Origin of the sequence: Paenibacillus sp. DS2015, from assembly GCF_050433705.1 — a bacterium.
Classification (GTDB): Bacteria; Bacillota; Bacilli; order Paenibacillales; family Paenibacillaceae; genus Paenibacillus_AQ.
Window position 1 is genome coordinate 327,343 of record NZ_JBNPWS010000001.1, and the last position, 17,297, is coordinate 344,639.

The following is a 17,297-nucleotide window of genomic DNA, read 5'->3' on the forward strand; positions in this document are numbered from 1 at the left end:
GGGTATATTGACCTATTTTTCCGTAAAAAAAACATCATATTTTGTCAGTTTAGTTGGTTGTATATGTAAATAAACTTCATTGTTGACACACGCAGCTATCTAAGTTATGTTAATTTCATTAATAACCAATGTTGGATAATCAGAGTCAACTATTCGAAATAGGAGGATTACTGTGGCAAATTTAATTGTGCTTGCTCTACTCCGTCAGCGACCCATGCACGGTTACGAAATCCAGCAAATCATTCAGACCAGTCGAATGGATGTATGGGCCAACTTACTATCTGGTTCCATATACTATGCTCTTAACAAAATGGAACAGGACGGTCTTCTCCGAACGGACAGTGAGGAACGAACCGGCGCACGACTCCGCAAGATTTATGCCATTACTGAGCAAGGCGAGGAGTTGTTTCAGCAACTGGTACGGGAAACATTAACTTTAACCCCACATTCCGTTAAGTCGGACTTTGTGCTTGGGCTAAACTGGATCGATGCCATTCCCAAGGAAGAAGCACTTGATTTATTAAATCGAAATTTAAGACAAGTCGAAGCAACCCTTCTTCTATGGCACGAAGGGAAAGAAATCAAAGGACTCTATGGCCTTTCGCCGATTGGGGAAGCATCTTTTGATAACGCAATCGCTCTATTGGAACAGGATATTACTTTCATCAAGCGGATCATAGAATTACTATAGAAATAATCGCCGTCTACTATGACGAGATTATTTTAACTTCATATCCAACATTGGATATACTAACTTGGTTAAGGAGATGATCTACGATGAAATCGGTCATTCAAGCACGGGGTTTAGTAAAGAAGTATGGGTTGCGCACGGTTGTAGATGGGCTGGACTTGTTCCTTGCGCAAGGAGAAGTACTTGCGATTATAGGCCCCAACGGCGCAGGAAAGTCTACAACCCTTGACATGATCCTAGGTTTAAAGGAACCCGACGCAGGCACGATTACGTATTGGCGTAAGGACCCTTATCGTCAGATCGGTGTGCAACTGCAATCCACACCGTTCTTCCCAGGCTTCAATGCACTGGAAAACATGCGAATGTTTGCTGCTTTCTACGGACTTCGGTTGACAAACGATGAAATTTTATCTGTGCTTCATCAGTGCGGCCTTCAGGACGTGGCTCGAACTTATGCAGACCGCCTATCCGGGGGTCAACAGAAACGTCTCTCCATTGCCATGACCCTTATGCACAATCCGGAACTCCTTTTCCTCGACGAGCCGACTAGCGCGTTAGACCCGCGTGCTCGCCGCGAAATTCGAAGCCTCATACAGTCACTTACGATTGCTGGGACTACGGTTGTCTTTACATCGCACGATATGGAGGAAGTCCAAAAACTTGCTACTCGAGTTGTCCTGATCAACGCTGGTCGAATTATGGCAACCGGTACACCTGCTGATCTACTTGATGAATATAACGTAACTAGCTTGGAAGACCTCTATATCCAATTAACAGAAAACTAAGATTTAAAGTTGAAGGAGGAACCACTATGACCATCATTCTAAAGACTATGCTTTATGGCATCTTTAGAGATACGCACACCTTGGTCTTGACTATCTTTTTTCCAATAGCCTTACTTATCGGATTGGGGCTTTATTATGACGATCCTGCCTATTCCGAACGTTTAGTTGTAGGTGTCCTTACGACCAACGTACTGTTTGGTGCGACCATGGTCACTGCATTTAATGTTATGGCACAGCGAAACAGAGGTATATACAAACTACTTCGTGTGACTCCCTTCTCGACGACTGCATTCATCTGCTCGATGACCGGCGCAAGAACCGTGCTTACCCTGCTCGTGAGTAGCAGTATAATTATCATAGGTATTCTCATTTTTGGAATTACAGTCAGTTTACCTGGAATCGCGCTTATGCTCTTGATCATGCTTGCGGGTACGGTATGCTTTACAGCTGTAGGATTCATCGCAGCCAATCTATCCAAAGACGAAAGCAATGTCAATATGATATCTAATTTGATCAGTTTCCCCATGTTATTTACGAGCGAGGCCTTTTACAGTATGCAAAATGCACCCGACTGGATACACATCATCGCTAGATTGCAACCTTTCCACTATTTTGTAAAAGCCATGTCAGTTGCTCTACATCCTAATGGACCCATCCAAGATATCTGGATATCATTTGCCGCACTAGTCGGCTTTGCCATTCTCTGCTTACTTATTGCCGTTCTCACATTTCGCTGGGATACGGAAGGGACGGTCATAGGAAGAAAATCATCTCGCAAAAAGCTACACGAACACGAAGCTTGAATTTGGATGAACGCACTAAAAATACGCTCAATCAAATCTATATCTCTGTTAGCTGCGTACACGACATTTGCTTTTCATTCTAAAAGGATTAAAATAAATAAGAAATTATTAACACAACCACGGTCCAATGATACAGAAAATACGACAATAGAGGAGCAATGTAATCATATGATTATCGTAACGAACAGAATTAAAGTAAAAAAAGGAATGGGTGCAGTCATGGCACCTGGTTTTACAGCGCCAGGTCCATTAGATTCAACTAAGGGTATTGTAAAAGTAGAGGTACTACTAACACAAAACTTACCCGATTATGATGAGCTGAACGTCAATATGTATTGGGAAACACAAGAAGACTTTACGACTTGGAGAAATAGTGATGCCTTCAAAGCCGCTCATAAACGTCCAGAACCAAGTTCAGATGAGACTCCGAAAGAATCACCTATCATTGGCAGTGAAATCATTACCTACGATATAGCAGCGACGAAAGAAATCACTAAATAATTTGTCTGTAGACAGGGCTGCCATATCTTTGGCAGCCCTTTGTTCTCTATAAAAGGCTTAAGAAACAGTCTTAGGACAGATACCTTATCATTTCATTAAGTTTATCTTTATATATTCTAAACTAGGAACATGGCGACAACGGTCGTTACGCTGAGACCGATTAGCACAGGCTTTAAATTTCGTCTTGCTAGCTCGAACGGGCTCACGCCGCAGATCGCCGCCGCTGGAATCAACGCCCACGGGATCAGCGTTCCGCCGCCAACCCAGATTGCAGAAATCTGCCCGAGTGCCGTCAAGGTAGCCGCGCTGGAATGTGTAGCGACAGCAAACAACTGGGCTATCGACCCTACGAGGGAGATGCCTGAGAAGCCAGATCCGTCAAGTCCAGTAATAGCTCCGGTAACGGTTGAAGTGATGGCACCTACAGCACCATTCAACGGTACGTTACCTGCTAGAGCAACACCTAGATCATTCACAATCCCATGCGAAGCTTCGGGAAGTACTTTCCCGAACAGGTCCGTGAATGCTGCATCGCCAAGGTAAAAGAAGGCGGCAATGGGGATGACAGGTCCAAATACTTTGAATCCAAAGACGAATCCTTCGATCAGATACGAAGTTATCTTCTCTAAGCCCTGATTCCGATGTGCCAATAAGGTGACTGCGATTAGAATAAGTACTGCAGTCCCGCCTACTAAGGCTGTTGCATCACCACCCTGCAACTTAAGCAGGAACATCGCTGTAAGGTCAGCGGCGAACAACAGTGGGATCACGATCGCCAGCCATTGTTGTACCCGTGGACCCATCACCGCATTGTTTTCCTCATCACCATCCTCATCTCCTGAGATCAACCCGCCGCCAGTATGTTTAACCGATATAAGTCCGTCTCTCCAAGTTCCGTTCCGTAAATCTCTACGCATCATCCAGAATGCCGTAAACGTAGTTACTACCCCCATCACGATCACGAGGGGAATACTCGCCGTCATGACGCTACCGACTGGAATCCCAGCTGCATCTGCAGTCAATTTAGGGGCTCCTTGGATAATATAGTCACCCGAAAGGGCAATACCATGACCGAACAAATTCATTGCCACAGCAGCTCCAAGCGCAGGTAATCCAACACGGATTGCAACTGGAAGCAATACAGCACCAATCAGAGCCACCGCAGGCGAAGGCCAGAAAAAGAAGGAAGTCAGCATCATAATGATTCCGATTCCCCAATAGGCCAGAGCAGGCGTGCGCAGAAAACGGGTAAGCGGTGCCACCATGGTTTCATTGATACCTGTACGAATCAAAACCCGGCTCATGGCCACAATGATTGAAATAATCATAATCGTACCCATGAGTTCTTTTGTCGCATAAAGAAATGAATTAAAAATCCCCGATACCGATCCACTAAGCGTCTCTGTTGCAAGTATCCCAAGCACAAATATACCTACCACGCAAATCATCGTCGTATCACGTCGCTTAATTAACAGTAACATTATAAAAACAATAAACGTCAGATATACCCAATGAATCGCAGTTAACTCAATCCCGATCATGGAGCCTCACCCCTTCTCCCCTATCACAAATGGTGCTAATAGATTATGCTGGGGCATGGGCAAGTGTTCAGTAAAAAATAGAACACCAGACCCAAGGCCGCTGCTCCAACTTTCATTCATTAATTAGACCAAAGTTTGCTATTGAAACATTAGCCTCGCTAAGCAAGGCATAGCTCCCCGTGAACATGGCCGAAGCAACCGTAATCGGGGCAATATGCTTGAAAAGGACATGCTCCGTGTCCTTGTAGGCTCCAGTAACGGCAAGCTAGATTTCAACGTCAACTTCGCTCTCTTTATAACCCACATCGTGAAAAACCGCCAGACTGTAGCATGATTGGCAAGTTGCAGAAGTTCTCCTGCTTCCTTCTCTAATCGTGCCCACAGTTTCCCTTCTTGATCGTAAGCAGGAATAATATCTCTAAGACTTGCTACATATCTCTCCGGAATTTCCTTTAAGCTAACATCATAGTTCATCTTTACACGATCCTCTCCTAATCTATGAATTGTATTCTGGAGGAGCGTCAGCTTCTGTTGCAGCACCTCTTCCTCCTCTTTCATCTGGGCAAGATGAATAATCAAGTGTTTTCTTAGGCTCTCTGCATCGTCATATTCCGTTAGAATTTTCCCAATCGCCGAAATCCCAAATCCCAGACCCTTCAGGACCTGTATTCTATTGGAAATTATTAATTGTGCCGCACTGTAATAACGATAACCTGTGAAATATTCGGAATTACAGGTAAGGAAATAGAGAATCACATCCCCATATAGTTTGAAAATATTAACTGAATTTAATACAATACTGTGAGAATTTATCATACAATTAAAAGGCAACGTTCTTCTGATGATGCCAGAGATACCCCTTTAACGCTAGAGGAGTTGTCTGCTTTTTTTATAAAGGAGAGGGGAATGGACCATGATTGATAATAACAAACCAAGAGTTATTTTAACTGAAAAGGACTTAATTCAACAATTTAGAAACTGTGGATTAGCTGAGGGACAAACCGTATTTGTTCATACTTCTTTGAAAAGCCTGGGGTTCGTTGTAGGCGGAGCCGAAACGTTAATACGGGCGCTTCTACAGATTGTGGGGGAAGAAGGTACGCTAATGATGCCGTCCCAGACATGGAAAAATCTTGACCCGATCACGGGTGTCCATTGGGAAGCCCCTGTAGAATGGTGGCCTATGATACGGGAACACTGGCCAGCTTATAATAAGCAAGTTACTCCAGCCATTGGCATGGGCGTAGTTGCTGAAATGTTCCGTAAATGGCCAGAAGCTCAAAGGTCAGATCACCCTGCAAGATCAATTGCCGCAGTAGGTAAATATGCCGAATATTTAACTAAAAACCACGACTTAACTGAGATATTTGGCAAAGGCTCTCCAGTAGATAAACTATATGAACTAGACGGGCATGTCCTATTAATAGGTGTAGGTTATGACAAGAATACATCCTTGCATTTAGCTGAAACTAGAGCTAACTTTCATTCTAAAAGTTTCTCTGAGGAGAGTAGCGCGATCATGGTCGATGGACAAAGGCAGTGGGTAACTTACGACACTCAGGCCGTCGATGACGAAGATTTCGTTAGATTAGGAAACGAATATGAGCAATCCAATACCATCATCGTTCATAAGGTAGGCAATGCGGATGTTAGATTTATAAAGCAGAGACCTCTGATTGATTGGGCCGTTTCATGGATGGAGACACATAGGCAGTAAAGTATAATTTCCGTAAAGTGTACCGACTTCTAGAGTCAATGTTTATAGAAAGAGCCATCTTCCCGATGAAGACGGCTCTTCTCATTCTTATTTATCTTTGGCTCACAAGAGCCAACTTCCGCCCTTTGCCATAAGGAACACAGAACGGTGTTCCGAAGATTGGATCTGTTGCTACTTGGCACTCCATATCGAATACATCACGGATCAACTGCTCGTTTACGATCACTTCCGGCGCGCCCTGTGCATAGATATGCCCTTCTTTAACAGCTACGATGTTATGCGCATAACGACAGGCGAGATTAATGTCATGAAGAACCATAACAATGGTGCGATTCTCTTGTTCATTAAGGTCGAACAACAGGTCAAGAATTTCTATCTGATGTGTCATATCAAGGTATGTCGTTGGCTCGTCCAGCAGGATCGTTGCGGTGTTCTGAGCGAGCGTCATTGCGATCCACGCCCGTTGTCGTTGGCCACCGGAGAGTGAATCTAATGAATGGTCGGACAGTTCTTTCATGTGAGTAACCTCAAGCGCCTTATTCACCATCTTCTCATCTTCATGTGACCACTGCTGCAGAAAGCTTTGGTAGGGATATCTCCCCTGTTTAACCAGCTGCCCAACAGTCAATCCTTCTGGAGCGATTGGACCCTGTGGCAAGATGGCGAGGTTCCGTGCTACCTCCTTACTCGATAGCTTCGCAATATCACGACCATCCAGCAGAATAGATCCCTCTTGAGGCTTCAATAATCGAGCGAGGGAACGCAGTAACGTTGACTTACCACAGCCGTTGCTACCGATGAATACAGTAATTTCACCTGGAGGAACTACTAAATCCAGATTTGAGAGAATCGGATTTTTTCCATAGGATAAGGTTAGGTTTTTGGCTTGAATGACGGTCACGAAGTTCACTCCCTTTATGATGTTCGTTCTATACTCAATAGAGTTCCGGAAGCACTAAGCTGTCTTACGACTACGGTATAGTAAGTAGATGAAGAACGGTGCTCCAATAGCGGCAGTAAAGACACCTGCTGGAATGTCGAGCGGAATAAAAGCAACTCTAGCTACTAGATCCGATAGTAGCAATACGAGCGATCCAATGAGCGCAGATACTGGAATAACACCACCGTATGCGGGTCCAACAAGCTTGCGGGCAATATGTGGAGCCATTAGGCCAATAAAATTGATTGCACCGCCAATAGCGACCGCTGCACCTGCAAGTGCAACACTGATAATAAGCAAAATTGTTCTTTTGACATGAACGGAACTACCCACGCTTGTAGCGACCTCGTCCCCTAACTCTTGGACATTCAGATGTCTAGCATAAATAAGCGAAACAGGTAATAACACAACAATCCAAGGCAACAGAACCTTAACATCTCGTTCCCATGAAACGCCATATATACTTCCTGTCATAAAAGTGAATGCCTTGACCGCAACGGCTGTCGGTGTGAAGGATGCTGTAAGGATCAGCATGTAAGTAACTGCCGTTAATGCAGTGGACATACCGATACCGATGAGCACCAGTCGAAGTGGAGTAATACCTCCACGATAGGCGAATAGATAGATAAGAAAGGCAGCGGCAAAAGCCCCTGCTACGGCACTTAATGGCATAAAACGGATGCTTACATGTGAGAAATATAGAATGAATACAACGGTACCCAGCGATGCTCCGCCAGTAATACCTATAATATCTGGTGAAGTAAGTGGATTACGTACGATGCCTTGCAGTAATGCTCCTGAGACAGCAAGTGCTGCACCAACCATAACAGCGATGATGACACGTGGCATCCGGAGTGAGAAGATAATCATCGCATCGGATGCATCCCCCATACCTAATAGAGTACGAATGACATCAACGGGGTAGATTGTTTTACTACCGAGACCTACACAAAAGATCATAGCAACCAGATTAGCAATAACCAATAGGGAGACCATTGTCACGGTTCGACGATCGATTTGGAACGAATGATTACGCCCCCTGAATACCAACCATTTATTCATATTAGACACGCCCCCCTCTTCTAGCAATATAAACGAAGAAAGGAACACCGATAATGGCAGTCATTACTCCAACAGGTACTTCTTTAGGAAATGAAATATATCTTGATCCGATATCAGCAGTTAGCAGTAGAATACCTCCCAGCACGGCACAGTAAGGAATGGCCCAGCGATAGTCTATTCCAACCAAGTGACGTGTAAGATGTGGGATAATTATCCCAACAAAAGCGATAGGACCCGCAATAGATACGGAACCCCCTGCAAGTAGAACGATGATGATTCCTGCAAATAATTTTATGTATATCGTTTTTTGTCCAAGTCCAGTGGCGATATCTTCCCCTAGTGCTAACAAGTTCATATGTCTAGCCAGTACTAATGAGCCTAAAAGTGCAATACCCATATAAGGAGCCGCAGCTATAAAAATACCCATATCCCTTCCCGCCACAGAGCCGACGAACCAGTATAATACCTGATCGAACGTTTGCCCCCCCGTTAACAGAACACCAAGTGTGAGCGACGAAAAAAAGGCTGTCATTGCAGCCCCAGCAAGCGTAACCTTTAGTGGAGTAAGGCCATCACTCCCCATTGAGCCAAGTACATATACAAGTATGGCAGTAAAGGCCGCCCCCATGAAAGCAAGCGTTGCAAATGTAGATAGACCACTTGCTCCGAAGAAGGCCGATCCAACTACGATGAAGAAGGCCGCTCCTGCATTAATACCGAAGATACTCGGTGAAGCAAGCTGGTTACGGGTTATGCCTTGCATCAAGGACCCTGCAACCGCTAGACCCGCTCCTGCTATCGCTGCTATAAGTGCTCGGGGCATTCTTGCCGTCTGAATAATGAGATGTTCTTGTGAGCCATTAAATGCGGTATACGATTCTATAATGGTGTGCCAACCAATATTTGTCACTCCAAATGCAATGCTGCAAATCATTCCAGCGACAAAGAAAATCAGACCCGCTATCAATCCCACAATCTTCTGTAAGCGCGTAGTTAGTAGAGTGCTCATAATTTCCTCTTTCCTATTGTGAACAATAAAATGGGTTCTGAATAATTCTAGGTGATGGGTTAGAAAGTGTCAATGATTATGAAAATCATTATCATGAAATCATTGACTATAAAATGAGCACCTGCTATAGTTTTATTTGCTGTTGATAATGAGAATCATTTACATAATGAAAAGGGGCGTCTAGAACAATATGTTAAATCTATTAAAACAAAAATTTACTTTGACAACTTCCGCAACATTGCTTGCGTTAGCAGTCATTGTATCAGGATGCGGTCAAGCTGAATCTAATAACAATACGGGCACAGTAAGCCCAGCAGAGACAGCCACACCGAAATCAGAGGATGTACGCAAAGTAACTCACTCTATGGGTGAGGCCGATATTATAGGAACTCCGGCTCGTGTCGTCGTGCTAACGAATGAAGGAACTGAAGCGTTATTGGCGCTGGGGGTTACACCTGTAGGGGCTGTTAAATCTTGGACAGGTGACCCTTGGTATGAGCACATCGCAGCAGACATGGAGAGTGTTACGGTCGTAGGGGACGAAAGCCAACCCAACCTAGAACTCATAGCTAGCCTAAAGCCTGATCTGATTATTGGTAACAAATTGCGTCAGGAGAAAGTATACGAACAATTAAAAGCCATCGCACCCACTGTATTCTCTGAAACACTTCGAGGAGAATGGCAATCGAACTTCAATCTCTATGCTGAAGCATTAGGCAAAACAGTCGAAGGTGACAAAATAATTGCCGATTACGATAGCCGTACTGTAGATTTCAAGGAAAAAGCAGGCGACAAGCTCAATCAGAAAGTATCTGTTGTTCGCTTCATGGCAGGGAAAACACGTATTTACTTAGAGGATACCTTTACCGGGGTTGCCTTCTCCAAGCTAGGTATTATTCGTCCGGATAATCAGAAATACACAGACACATTCGTTGAGGAAATTACGAAGGAACGTCTTCCCGAAGTCGATGCAGATATGCTATTCTACTTTACTTATGAAACTGGGGACGGCAAAGGAACAGAAATGGAAGACGAAATGCTTAAAGATCCGCTATGGCAAAGTCTTAATGTCGTAAAAAATGAAAAAGCAATCCGCGTGAGTGATGCGGTCTGGAATACGGCTGGTGGTGTAATTGCTGCTAACCTTATGTTAGATGAACTTTACACGATTTATGATATCAAATAATATACAGGCATTCAAAAAAGCAGCTCCATCCTCGTCAGAGGATAGAGCTGCTTTTGGTTTTCCAGCCTACTAACCAAATTTACAACGGCTTTCACCGCGAAATCATTCATAGAACTCCGAACTATTCGTGACATTCTCTGGCAGTATCTACGAACTAATTTTCCGGATGTTCTATCAGCTGTTCTATCTCGGGCTGCACGTCCGGATTGAACTCTGGCGGAATAACCAGTGGCTGTGATTCCTGCACGCTATCCGGCTTCATTTCAGGAACCACCTTAGAAGGAATTTCAGGTGGGAAATCTTGCTTCATAATATAGTACCTCCTCTATTTATGTCATTGCTCCTCTACACGCACCACTCATCTTTATATAACCTAATACGGAGACGGCTATACCCTACCCTGACAATATCAACAGAATTGACCTTACGATTTACTTGGAGATAACCATTTCACTTCAGACTTGTCCGTACATATTGACCGATATTAACGATGGCTTGTTGTGCCTCAGGTAGCATGTAGGCTAGAAATTGAAATACACTCCACATATTCTCCCATACTTCCAGATGAACTCCGATACCTGCAGCTGTTGCGCGATCTGCAAATCTTGTAGCGTCATCTAATAACACTTCATGATCACCTACTTGGATCAACAAATCAGGCAGCCCCTCTAAATTCATCCTCAAAGGTGATAATAACGGTATTTCTTCCGTCCGGTTACCTATATATACATCCAGTATCTTTTGATTCCCCTCTCGACTCCCCGTAGGATCAAGTTCCGATCGACTCAGATACGATTCACCATCTAAATGAACGAGGTCGGTATGCGGTGATAGTAAAAATGCCCCCGCTGGAAGCTCCTCTCCAATATCCCGTAGAGTAAGCAACGTCATAAGCGCAAGACTCGCGCCTACAGAATCTCCTCCAAAGACAATATTACGGGATGAATATCCGTTGGCAAGTAACCAGCGATAAGCACTCAAGCAATCGTCATTAGCAGCGGGGTACAGATGCTCAGGCGCAAGTCGATATTCGACAGTCAATACTTTCACTCCACTTGATTTCGCTAATCTTGCGGATAGATCACGGTAAAATTCACAATTACCTGCAACGAATCCTCCCCCATGAAAATAGAGGATGGCTTGGTTCAAGCTTTCTTGAACTGTGCTATCAGGTATGATCCACTCACCACTTAATGTTCCCATCGTTGTCTTCTGAACTTTAACATCTGAAATACTGGACATATTTCCCGCAGCTTCGGCCATTTCACTTCGTATTTTCTCCACCGATTTGTTATCCATTCTGTTGGCTTGCCTTAGATATTGTTTAATCGCGTTAAGCTGTTCGATACTCGTTTTTTCCAATGTGATCCCTCCTACAGGTTCTAATTTCTTCATTATAGAAGCTGTAGTAAGGTACAAGGTCAAGCTAAGGTTTCGATTTATTTCAATAGGAATACCCCTGAGGAAGTAGCATAAGAGGAAAGAAAGAGCCGAAAGATATGCCTAATAGCTCATCTTCTGGCTCTTCGTTCATGCTGCATATATAAGTTTAAATAGTTCTAAACCTTTCATTAGGTCCACCCTCATTGCTTCTGCCACACGATTTCTCCATTGCGATTGATATAAGCATACAAATCATCTGACGAGTCCGAATTATACAGATAAACCTGCGCTAGATCGCCCGAGAAGAAATTTGCCCATTCAAACTGCTGCTTAATGACAAATGTACCAGAAGTATTGATATATCCATATTTTCGCCCTGTACTTGCAGGAGCCAACCCACCTGAGAACTTTTCTCCAACTTTGATATTATGGATAACCTTCTCCCCTTTCTTGTTAATGTAGAAGGTTACGCCATTCCGTTCAACAAAAGCCAGTCCATCCGAAAATGGCCTCGCCAAGGAATATTGAGGGGGTAGGAGGTATTTCCCTGTCTTGTCGATATATCCATACTTGCCGTTCACATATACAGCCGCCACTCCCTCGGAAAATGCCTCAGCATAGTCAAATCGGGTAGATACTATGAGTTTCCCAGAAGTATCGATATACCCATATTTCCCGCTCACTGTATACTTAACAACCGCCAGCCCTTCAGAAAAATCTGATGTAGCGCTAAAGCGATAGGGTATGACCAACTCACCCTTTGTATTGATATAACCTGTAGCTTTTCCTTGATTGACTCGAGCCAGCCCTTCCACAAAGTTAAATGCTTTGTGATAGATTGGTGGAATAACCACGTCCCCTTGACTATTGATATATCCATATTTGATCACAGAAATCCCATCGCTGTTCTGAAATTTGGAGGTATATAGCGCCAGCCCATCATACAGAACACCACAAGTATTCAGCGGACATTCGAACAGTTTATCTCCCGTTACACTAAAGTAAATTTGCTCTAATTTCGCTCGATCTTCCACAAAGACAGGGCTTCCGGGTTGGCCAGGATAAGCATAACCACTACTATCATAAATCGGCTGTATAACAGTCTCACCTTTGCTGTTAATAAAACCATATTTGCCCTCTACCTCAATGGGATAGAGCTGTTCATCCGCTAACTTCTCCTTCTCAGTCTGAACAGAAGCAGACACCTTCGCCTGCCCTTGCCCCATCTCCGCAAGTCCAAGAATAATGACTATTACTCCGAAAAAAATACTGATCCGTTTGATCATTCTTATTCACACTCCTATTCCTATTATTTAATTACCACTTTCATCCTTTCTACTAACAAATAGCACCCCATATGCTCCGTATGCACGAATGTGAACACCTCTAAATAAATGAATTGCTCTAGTCTACTGTGGCAATCATGGAAATGGTAATTTCACATAGCCCACTTCCTCTACCAGGTGTTGACCTTGGGGTCCTTGCATCCACTCTAGAAAAGGAGCAATCATTGGCTTAGGCTTATCCTTCTTCAATGTAATCGCGTATAAATTTGCGACAAATGGATAGGTACCCTTCGAAATATGTTCAACATTTGGTTCCACATCATTGATTGCTAGCAGTTTAATCCCTGTGCTTTGATTCATTCCTGTTGCAAAGAAGCGAAATGAAAACCCAATCGCATTGTCATAATTCCGATAATCAGCCACTTGCTCAAGAATTCCGCCCATACCACGTGGTACTTCTTCTTTTAAAGGTTTAATTAAAGGTACGTCTGCCATAATCTTTTCCAAAAGGGTCTGACTTCCTGAATTTTCAGGACGTTGGAAGGCAATGATCTTCTTATTTTTCCCACCAAGCTCCTTCCAGTTCCGGGTCTTACCAGAGTAAATATCCTGAATCTCTGATACTGCCAAGCCCTTGATCGCATTGTTTTCGTTCACAAAGAAAACGAATGCTTCTTTGCCAATGGGTGTCATGACTAGTTCGCGTCCACTCTCTTTGGCCATTTCCAGCTGATTGGCAGAAGGTTCTGCCCCAAAATAAATATCAACTTCTCCTGACAACAGCCGTTCGTATGCATAAATAGTGTTGGTAAAAGTGACTATTGTCCCCTTCGATTCCCCTAAACCTGGCAGGGCATAGGTTGCCTGTGCAAAGGCAGAGTAGACGGGAAAGGCAGCTTCTGCTCCATCCATAATAAGCATGTCTTGGGGATCCTCAATCTTGAATGTTGCTTGTTCCGCGAGCCGCGGCAATTGGTTGTTAGGATTTGATACATCATAGGGCCATAAGTCAGTGCTGGAGTAACCTCCTCCATACTTAAATCCATAGGAAGTGAGAACCGTTTGGCTTCGTTGCCACTGTACTGCACTCCCAACTCCAGTGGCTAGTAATATAATGATGGTTGCCGAGGCCAGCTGTCGTCGATCTATTCTGATTCTCGGCTGCCGTAATCTCTCTTTAAAGAAATAGCCTAGGAAAAAAGCTGAATTATAAAACAAAGGTGCCAAAAAATATATGATTCCTGTCCCTTCGAATGAAGTCATAAAACTAATAGGGAGAAACGGTATTTGCAAAAAGGCATGCACTCCCCAAGCTGAGCTTCCATAAAAACCGCCGCTGAATAACATACATACAGCCCATAGTACAACGGTATATCCTAGGGGGAAAACAACGGGTAAATATCTTTTACCGAAGTTGTCTGGAAGATGTCTGTCCATAGCGGCAAATACACCGGATGATGTCCCACTTACGAGCATCAACGCCATTGTAATGATCGAAAAACTCAATTGTGTACTATTCATCAACACCAATGTCGCTATGGAAAAGATAAAGGGTATCACACCACAGTATAATAGCAATATCCGTAATACATATCCCATCCTATTCACTCCTTCAGCTTTACTATTCCTAATTATCATCACTGTTTATGGTTTCTTAATATATCAAACTAAGGCTCCATATGAAGTACTTGAAGTGTCGCTTGTAGTTCGGGATGTTTGTCCTCCGCTTGCAGGTTAGTTCTCAACTCTGACAACATCACCAATGTATTCTCCTTTTGGGAGATCTCTGAATGGATTCCTTTCATTTTCCTATCGATAACAGCTATAAAATCAGTCAGACTGATGTGGTCGCTCTCAGATTTTATCAGCGATTTTTTGATCTCCTTCAATGTAAATCCGCAAGACTTAGCATTCTTAATAAAATTAAGCCTATTCAGCATCTCTTCCGAATAGAGGCGATAACCAGATTCAGACCGTATCGGTGATGGAATTAGGCCCTGATTCTCGTAATATCTTAAAGTCTCTACATTCACATTCGCCAATTTAGCGATTTCTCCCCGCAAGTAGCCTGACATCGTCAGCAATCCCTCCTTAAAAAAGCAGAAAGGAATATTCCCCCTGCAATCTGTCTCATAAGCATTATTAATACGTTTCGGAATACAAGTGATTATTAATCAAATCAACTACATCCTTAGCCTTCTTATCGGTAGCTGCTAGCTCGATTAAGTTCTGTATATTAGCATCCAAACGATGTTCTAATTCCACAATATCGTCAAGGGTAGCCCCTGTCCATTCCATCAAATCAGATTCTTCGAATCCACCCTCTTTTATGACAATATTCATCTCACTTTGGAGTTGATTCCAACCGCTCGAAAGTGAGTTAATCGAAGTGCGGATATTGCCTTGATCGCTTAATGTTTTCCCTCTTACATACTTATTTACGGACGTATGTACATCTAATATCGAGTACGCGTTTATGATGGTCCACATCGTGCCTCCACCTGTTTCGATATAATTATAGTGATTAATATCATTTACAATATCGACTACAAGTTGCTCATATCGATTGACTTTCTTTGCGAATGCTACTGGTTTAGTAGATATCAGAAGCTTCGTATCTTGTTCAAAACAATTTCCAATCAAGCTCGTTAAGTAACTCTCAGAATACGTAGAAGGGCTCGAGAATACGTTTAGTGAATCATATATTGATGCATACCCTGTATCCCCTAAATCAAATAATTCTTTGCTACACATGAGTGGAGCCATTCTATCAAACTCCGTCTCATTATCTGCGCTACGAGTCTTAGGTGTCAGGATAAGTTTTAGAATCCTCTCCCCTTCTTTCACAACAAGGTTTACCGTATCATTCTTTCCAGAACGATTAATTAAATCATTATACCAAGGCAGTTGAATATATGACTGCCCTGTAAAGAAATATACGGAAGCTCTAGTAACACTTATTGCTGGCTTCGTGGTATCCCCTCCAACATATTCTCCTATAATAATGATATCCTTCTCTCCATCATCATTCAGATCTCTGAAACTCACAGCATTAATATGTCTAAGATTAGGGTTATTAGGGAAGCTTTCAGGTAGAGTGTTCATTACAAGTTGATTGGAATTTACAATGTAGAAATTCAGATGCGGTACTTTATTCTTGATATAATAACCCGCAACAAATCTCACATGTCCCCAGTAATCCGTATCCATCCAGAACGACTGTTCCTCAATAACCGTAAACCCATCATCTAGCAATTGTTCTAAGGTTCGATCTTCTTCCTGTTGATCCGATGCCGAATCTAAATCCTCTGCTGGTTCTGGGATACTTGCTACGACTTTCCCCTCTCCTTTGGTTTCTTTCTTAGGATCTTCCTTCCGCTCACGATCTACTGCTTCTTCATGATTTGTTGGTTGATCCTCTAGCTCATTCTGTTCCTCTAGCTCATTCTCAATGCGCTTGGTTTGTGTATCGCTATCCGATATTATCGTATCCTCTTTAATCGTTGGTTCTGCCCCACTTTTATTATCATTTGCAGAGCAAGCCGTTAAGAAGAAGACCATCGTTAATATAAGAATATGTATTCCCGCTTTAAGCTTCATGATCACGATTCCTCCCTTATGTACATTTCACATCCATTGATCCAGTAATAATTTCCCATTAATTTCATATTACAGAAAGGATCTATTTTATTCAATCAAAGATATATTATCGAATTGGCAGTCTGAATCACTTTCGGTACAATAGATGTCATATGAACTTGTGTATTTATCTGTTGGATAATACGAGTCGATAGGAGAAAATAGGATATGAAGGTTATCGTTATTGGGGCTGGCATTGGTGGATTAAGCGACTTTCTTTATCGTGTTAAGCACGATGAATTAGTATAAACTCAGTGTTGGGTCATAGCGAAGGTGTCCGTAGTGACAGTACTTTAGGTCCTTAGCTATTCTTCTACCCATTCCTTAAAGAGCTTCACCATTTCTTCTAAATTTCTCAATCCACCTGCACCTTCAAAATAGCCATCTTTGATCCAACATCTCACCCAGTCATTGTCATCCCGATCTATTATTATTTCATTTAAAGGTTTATCTTCTAATTCCGTAGCAAGCAGAGGAATGGTGACTCTCCATCCGGGTGTATCTATCGATTCAATCTTCAATCCATGTGTATGCTCCCATTCATCATCACAGTAACTCTCATACCAGCTTTCTAGCCATTTAAAATAACTCATGCGTCTGATCCTCTTTCCTTTTTTTGATTACTTACGAACATTACACATCATCTCTATCCCCTATGATATATCAACAACGATAGAAGGATGGCATTTATATTAGAAAAACAAAAATAAAGAGCCAAACTCGGCTCTTTATTCTTATTTGTTCCGCATCTACC

18 protein-coding genes are annotated in these 17,297 nt (G+C 42.9%); 6 read left to right on the plus strand and 12 right to left on the minus strand.

All coding sequences use genetic code 11. The features are described from left to right. Window positions 1-172 precede the first annotated feature (172 nt). The 4 genes from J2T13_RS01710 (at window position 173) to J2T13_RS01725 (ending at window position 2,780) form a co-directional block, all read left to right on the plus strand. Complete coding sequence (locus J2T13_RS01710; RefSeq protein ID WP_429367726.1) at window positions 173-691, plus strand: PadR family transcriptional regulator; 519 nt, start codon at window positions 173-175, stop codon at window positions 689-691. An 86-nt stretch (window positions 692-777) separates the two neighbouring features. After that, entirely contained in the window at window positions 778-1,476 is a 699-nt protein-coding gene (locus J2T13_RS01715) for an ABC transporter ATP-binding protein (RefSeq protein ID WP_429367727.1), read from the plus strand. Between the two features lie 26 nt (window positions 1,477-1,502). Then, a complete protein-coding gene (locus J2T13_RS01720; RefSeq protein WP_429367729.1) occupies window positions 1,503-2,279 on the plus strand; it encodes an ABC transporter permease in 777 nt (258 codons plus the stop codon). 168 nt (window positions 2,280-2,447) lie between these two features. Beyond that, window positions 2,448-2,780 carry a heme oxygenase gene (locus tag J2T13_RS01725; protein WP_429367731.1) on the plus strand — a complete coding sequence of 111 codons (333 nt, stop codon included), beginning with the start codon at window positions 2,448-2,450 and terminating at the stop codon, window positions 2,778-2,780. A 116-nt stretch (window positions 2,781-2,896) separates the two neighbouring features. Here J2T13_RS01725 and J2T13_RS01730 read toward each other — a convergent pair whose 3' ends face one another. Together J2T13_RS01730 and J2T13_RS01735 are read right to left on the minus strand one after the other, a co-directional pair. Continuing rightward, window positions 2,897-4,318, minus strand: coding sequence for a hypothetical protein (locus J2T13_RS01730; protein ID WP_429367797.1), 1,422 nt, complete (start codon window positions 4,316-4,318; stop codon window positions 2,897-2,899). A gap of 141 nt (window positions 4,319-4,459) precedes the next feature. Then, complete coding sequence (locus J2T13_RS01735) at window positions 4,460-5,137, minus strand: hypothetical protein (protein ID WP_429367733.1); 678 nt, start codon at window positions 5,135-5,137, stop codon at window positions 4,460-4,462. Window positions 5,138-5,234: 97 nt separating this feature from the next. On the opposite strand from J2T13_RS01735, the gene J2T13_RS01740 reads away from it, so the two are divergent. Further along, window positions 5,235-6,038, plus strand: coding sequence for an aminoglycoside N(3)-acetyltransferase (locus tag J2T13_RS01740; protein WP_429367735.1), 804 nt, complete (start codon window positions 5,235-5,237; stop codon window positions 6,036-6,038). 91 nt (window positions 6,039-6,129) lie between these two features. Here the strand turns inward: J2T13_RS01740 and J2T13_RS01745 are convergent, their stop codons facing one another. From J2T13_RS01745 to J2T13_RS01755, 3 genes are read right to left on the minus strand one after another with little or no spacing between them, the layout of a single operon-like run. Continuing rightward, window positions 6,130-6,939 carry an ABC transporter ATP-binding protein gene (locus J2T13_RS01745; RefSeq protein ID WP_429367737.1) on the minus strand — a complete coding sequence of 270 codons (810 nt, stop codon included), beginning with the start codon at window positions 6,937-6,939 and terminating at the stop codon, window positions 6,130-6,132. A gap of 54 nt (window positions 6,940-6,993) precedes the next feature. Next, window positions 6,994-8,040, minus strand: coding sequence for a FecCD family ABC transporter permease (locus tag J2T13_RS01750; RefSeq protein ID WP_429367739.1), 1,047 nt, complete (start codon window positions 8,038-8,040; stop codon window positions 6,994-6,996). A 1-nt stretch (window position 8,041) separates the two neighbouring features. Further along, entirely contained in the window at window positions 8,042-9,049 is a 1,008-nt protein-coding gene (locus J2T13_RS01755; RefSeq protein ID WP_429367741.1) for a FecCD family ABC transporter permease, read from the minus strand. Window positions 9,050-9,239: 190 nt separating this feature from the next. On the opposite strand from J2T13_RS01755, the gene J2T13_RS01760 reads away from it, so the two are divergent. Further along, window positions 9,240-10,235, plus strand: coding sequence for an ABC transporter substrate-binding protein (locus J2T13_RS01760; RefSeq protein ID WP_429367743.1), 996 nt, complete (start codon window positions 9,240-9,242; stop codon window positions 10,233-10,235). A gap of 154 nt (window positions 10,236-10,389) precedes the next feature. On the opposite strand, the gene J2T13_RS01765 is transcribed toward J2T13_RS01760, so the two are convergent. From J2T13_RS01765 to J2T13_RS01795, 7 genes are all read right to left on the minus strand, one after another. Beyond that, on the minus strand, window positions 10,390-10,545 hold the full coding sequence (locus J2T13_RS01765) for a hypothetical protein (RefSeq protein ID WP_429367744.1): 156 nt from the start codon (window positions 10,543-10,545) through the stop codon (window positions 10,390-10,392). 140 nt (window positions 10,546-10,685) lie between these two features. Further along, window positions 10,686-11,630 (minus strand): alpha/beta hydrolase, encoded by a 945-nt coding sequence (locus J2T13_RS01770; RefSeq protein WP_429367746.1) that lies wholly within the window; start codon window positions 11,628-11,630, stop codon window positions 10,686-10,688. A 188-nt stretch (window positions 11,631-11,818) separates the two neighbouring features. Then, window positions 11,819-12,904: a WG repeat-containing protein gene (locus J2T13_RS01775; protein WP_429367747.1), complete on the minus strand. Its 1,086-nt coding sequence runs from the start codon at window positions 12,902-12,904 to the stop codon at window positions 11,819-11,821. A 135-nt stretch (window positions 12,905-13,039) separates the two neighbouring features. Continuing rightward, a complete protein-coding gene (locus J2T13_RS01780; RefSeq protein WP_429367749.1) occupies window positions 13,040-14,503 on the minus strand; it encodes a PstS family phosphate ABC transporter substrate-binding protein in 1,464 nt (487 codons plus the stop codon). 68 nt (window positions 14,504-14,571) lie between these two features. Further along, complete coding sequence (locus tag J2T13_RS01785; protein ID WP_429367751.1) at window positions 14,572-14,979, minus strand: MerR family transcriptional regulator; 408 nt, start codon at window positions 14,977-14,979, stop codon at window positions 14,572-14,574. Window positions 14,980-15,046: 67 nt separating this feature from the next. Continuing rightward, the gene (locus J2T13_RS01790; RefSeq protein WP_429367753.1) at window positions 15,047-16,504 is read right to left on the minus strand and encodes a hypothetical protein; all 1,458 of its coding nucleotides are present in this window, start codon (window positions 16,502-16,504) and stop codon (window positions 15,047-15,049) included. A gap of 344 nt (window positions 16,505-16,848) precedes the next feature. Beyond that, complete coding sequence (locus tag J2T13_RS01795) at window positions 16,849-17,136, minus strand: immunity 53 family protein (RefSeq protein ID WP_429367755.1); 288 nt, start codon at window positions 17,134-17,136, stop codon at window positions 16,849-16,851. Window positions 17,137-17,297: the final 161 nt, after the last annotated feature.

Bases quoted from the DNA above. Each gene is read 5' to 3' on its own strand.
- J2T13_RS01715 (WP_429367727.1), top strand. From the start codon at position 778: ATGAAATCGGTCATTCAAGCACGGGGTTTAGTAAAGAAGTATGGGTTG.
- J2T13_RS01720 (WP_429367729.1), top strand. From the start codon at position 1,503: ATGACCATCATTCTAAAGACTATGCTTTATGGCATCTTTAGAGATACG.
- J2T13_RS01725 (WP_429367731.1), top strand. From the start codon at position 2,448: ATGATTATCGTAACGAACAGAATTAAAGTAAAAAAAGGAATGGGTGCA.
- J2T13_RS01735 (WP_429367733.1), bottom strand. From the start codon at position 5,137: ATGATAAATTCTCACAGTATTGTATTAAATTCAGTTAATATTTTCAAA.
- J2T13_RS01740 (WP_429367735.1), top strand. From the start codon at position 5,235: ATGATTGATAATAACAAACCAAGAGTTATTTTAACTGAAAAGGACTTA.
- J2T13_RS01750 (WP_429367739.1), bottom strand. From the start codon at position 8,040: ATGAATAAATGGTTGGTATTCAGGGGGCGTAATCATTCGTTCCAAATC.
- J2T13_RS01755 (WP_429367741.1), bottom strand. From the start codon at position 9,049: ATGAGCACTCTACTAACTACGCGCTTACAGAAGATTGTGGGATTGATA.
- J2T13_RS01760 (WP_429367743.1), top strand. From the start codon at position 9,240: ATGTTAAATCTATTAAAACAAAAATTTACTTTGACAACTTCCGCAACA.
- J2T13_RS01765 (WP_429367744.1), bottom strand. From the start codon at position 10,545: ATGAAGCAAGATTTCCCACCTGAAATTCCTTCTAAGGTGGTTCCTGAA.
- J2T13_RS01770 (WP_429367746.1), bottom strand. From the start codon at position 11,630: ATGAAGAAATTAGAACCTGTAGGAGGGATCACATTGGAAAAAACGAGT.
- J2T13_RS01775 (WP_429367747.1), bottom strand. From the start codon at position 12,904: ATGATCAAACGGATCAGTATTTTTTTCGGAGTAATAGTCATTATTCTT.
- J2T13_RS01780 (WP_429367749.1), bottom strand. From the start codon at position 14,503: ATGGGATATGTATTACGGATATTGCTATTATACTGTGGTGTGATACCC.
- J2T13_RS01785 (WP_429367751.1), bottom strand. From the start codon at position 14,979: ATGTCAGGCTACTTGCGGGGAGAAATCGCTAAATTGGCGAATGTGAAT.
- J2T13_RS01790 (WP_429367753.1), bottom strand. From the start codon at position 16,504: ATGAAGCTTAAAGCGGGAATACATATTCTTATATTAACGATGGTCTTC.
- J2T13_RS01795 (WP_429367755.1), bottom strand. From the start codon at position 17,136: ATGAGTTATTTTAAATGGCTAGAAAGCTGGTATGAGAGTTACTGTGAT.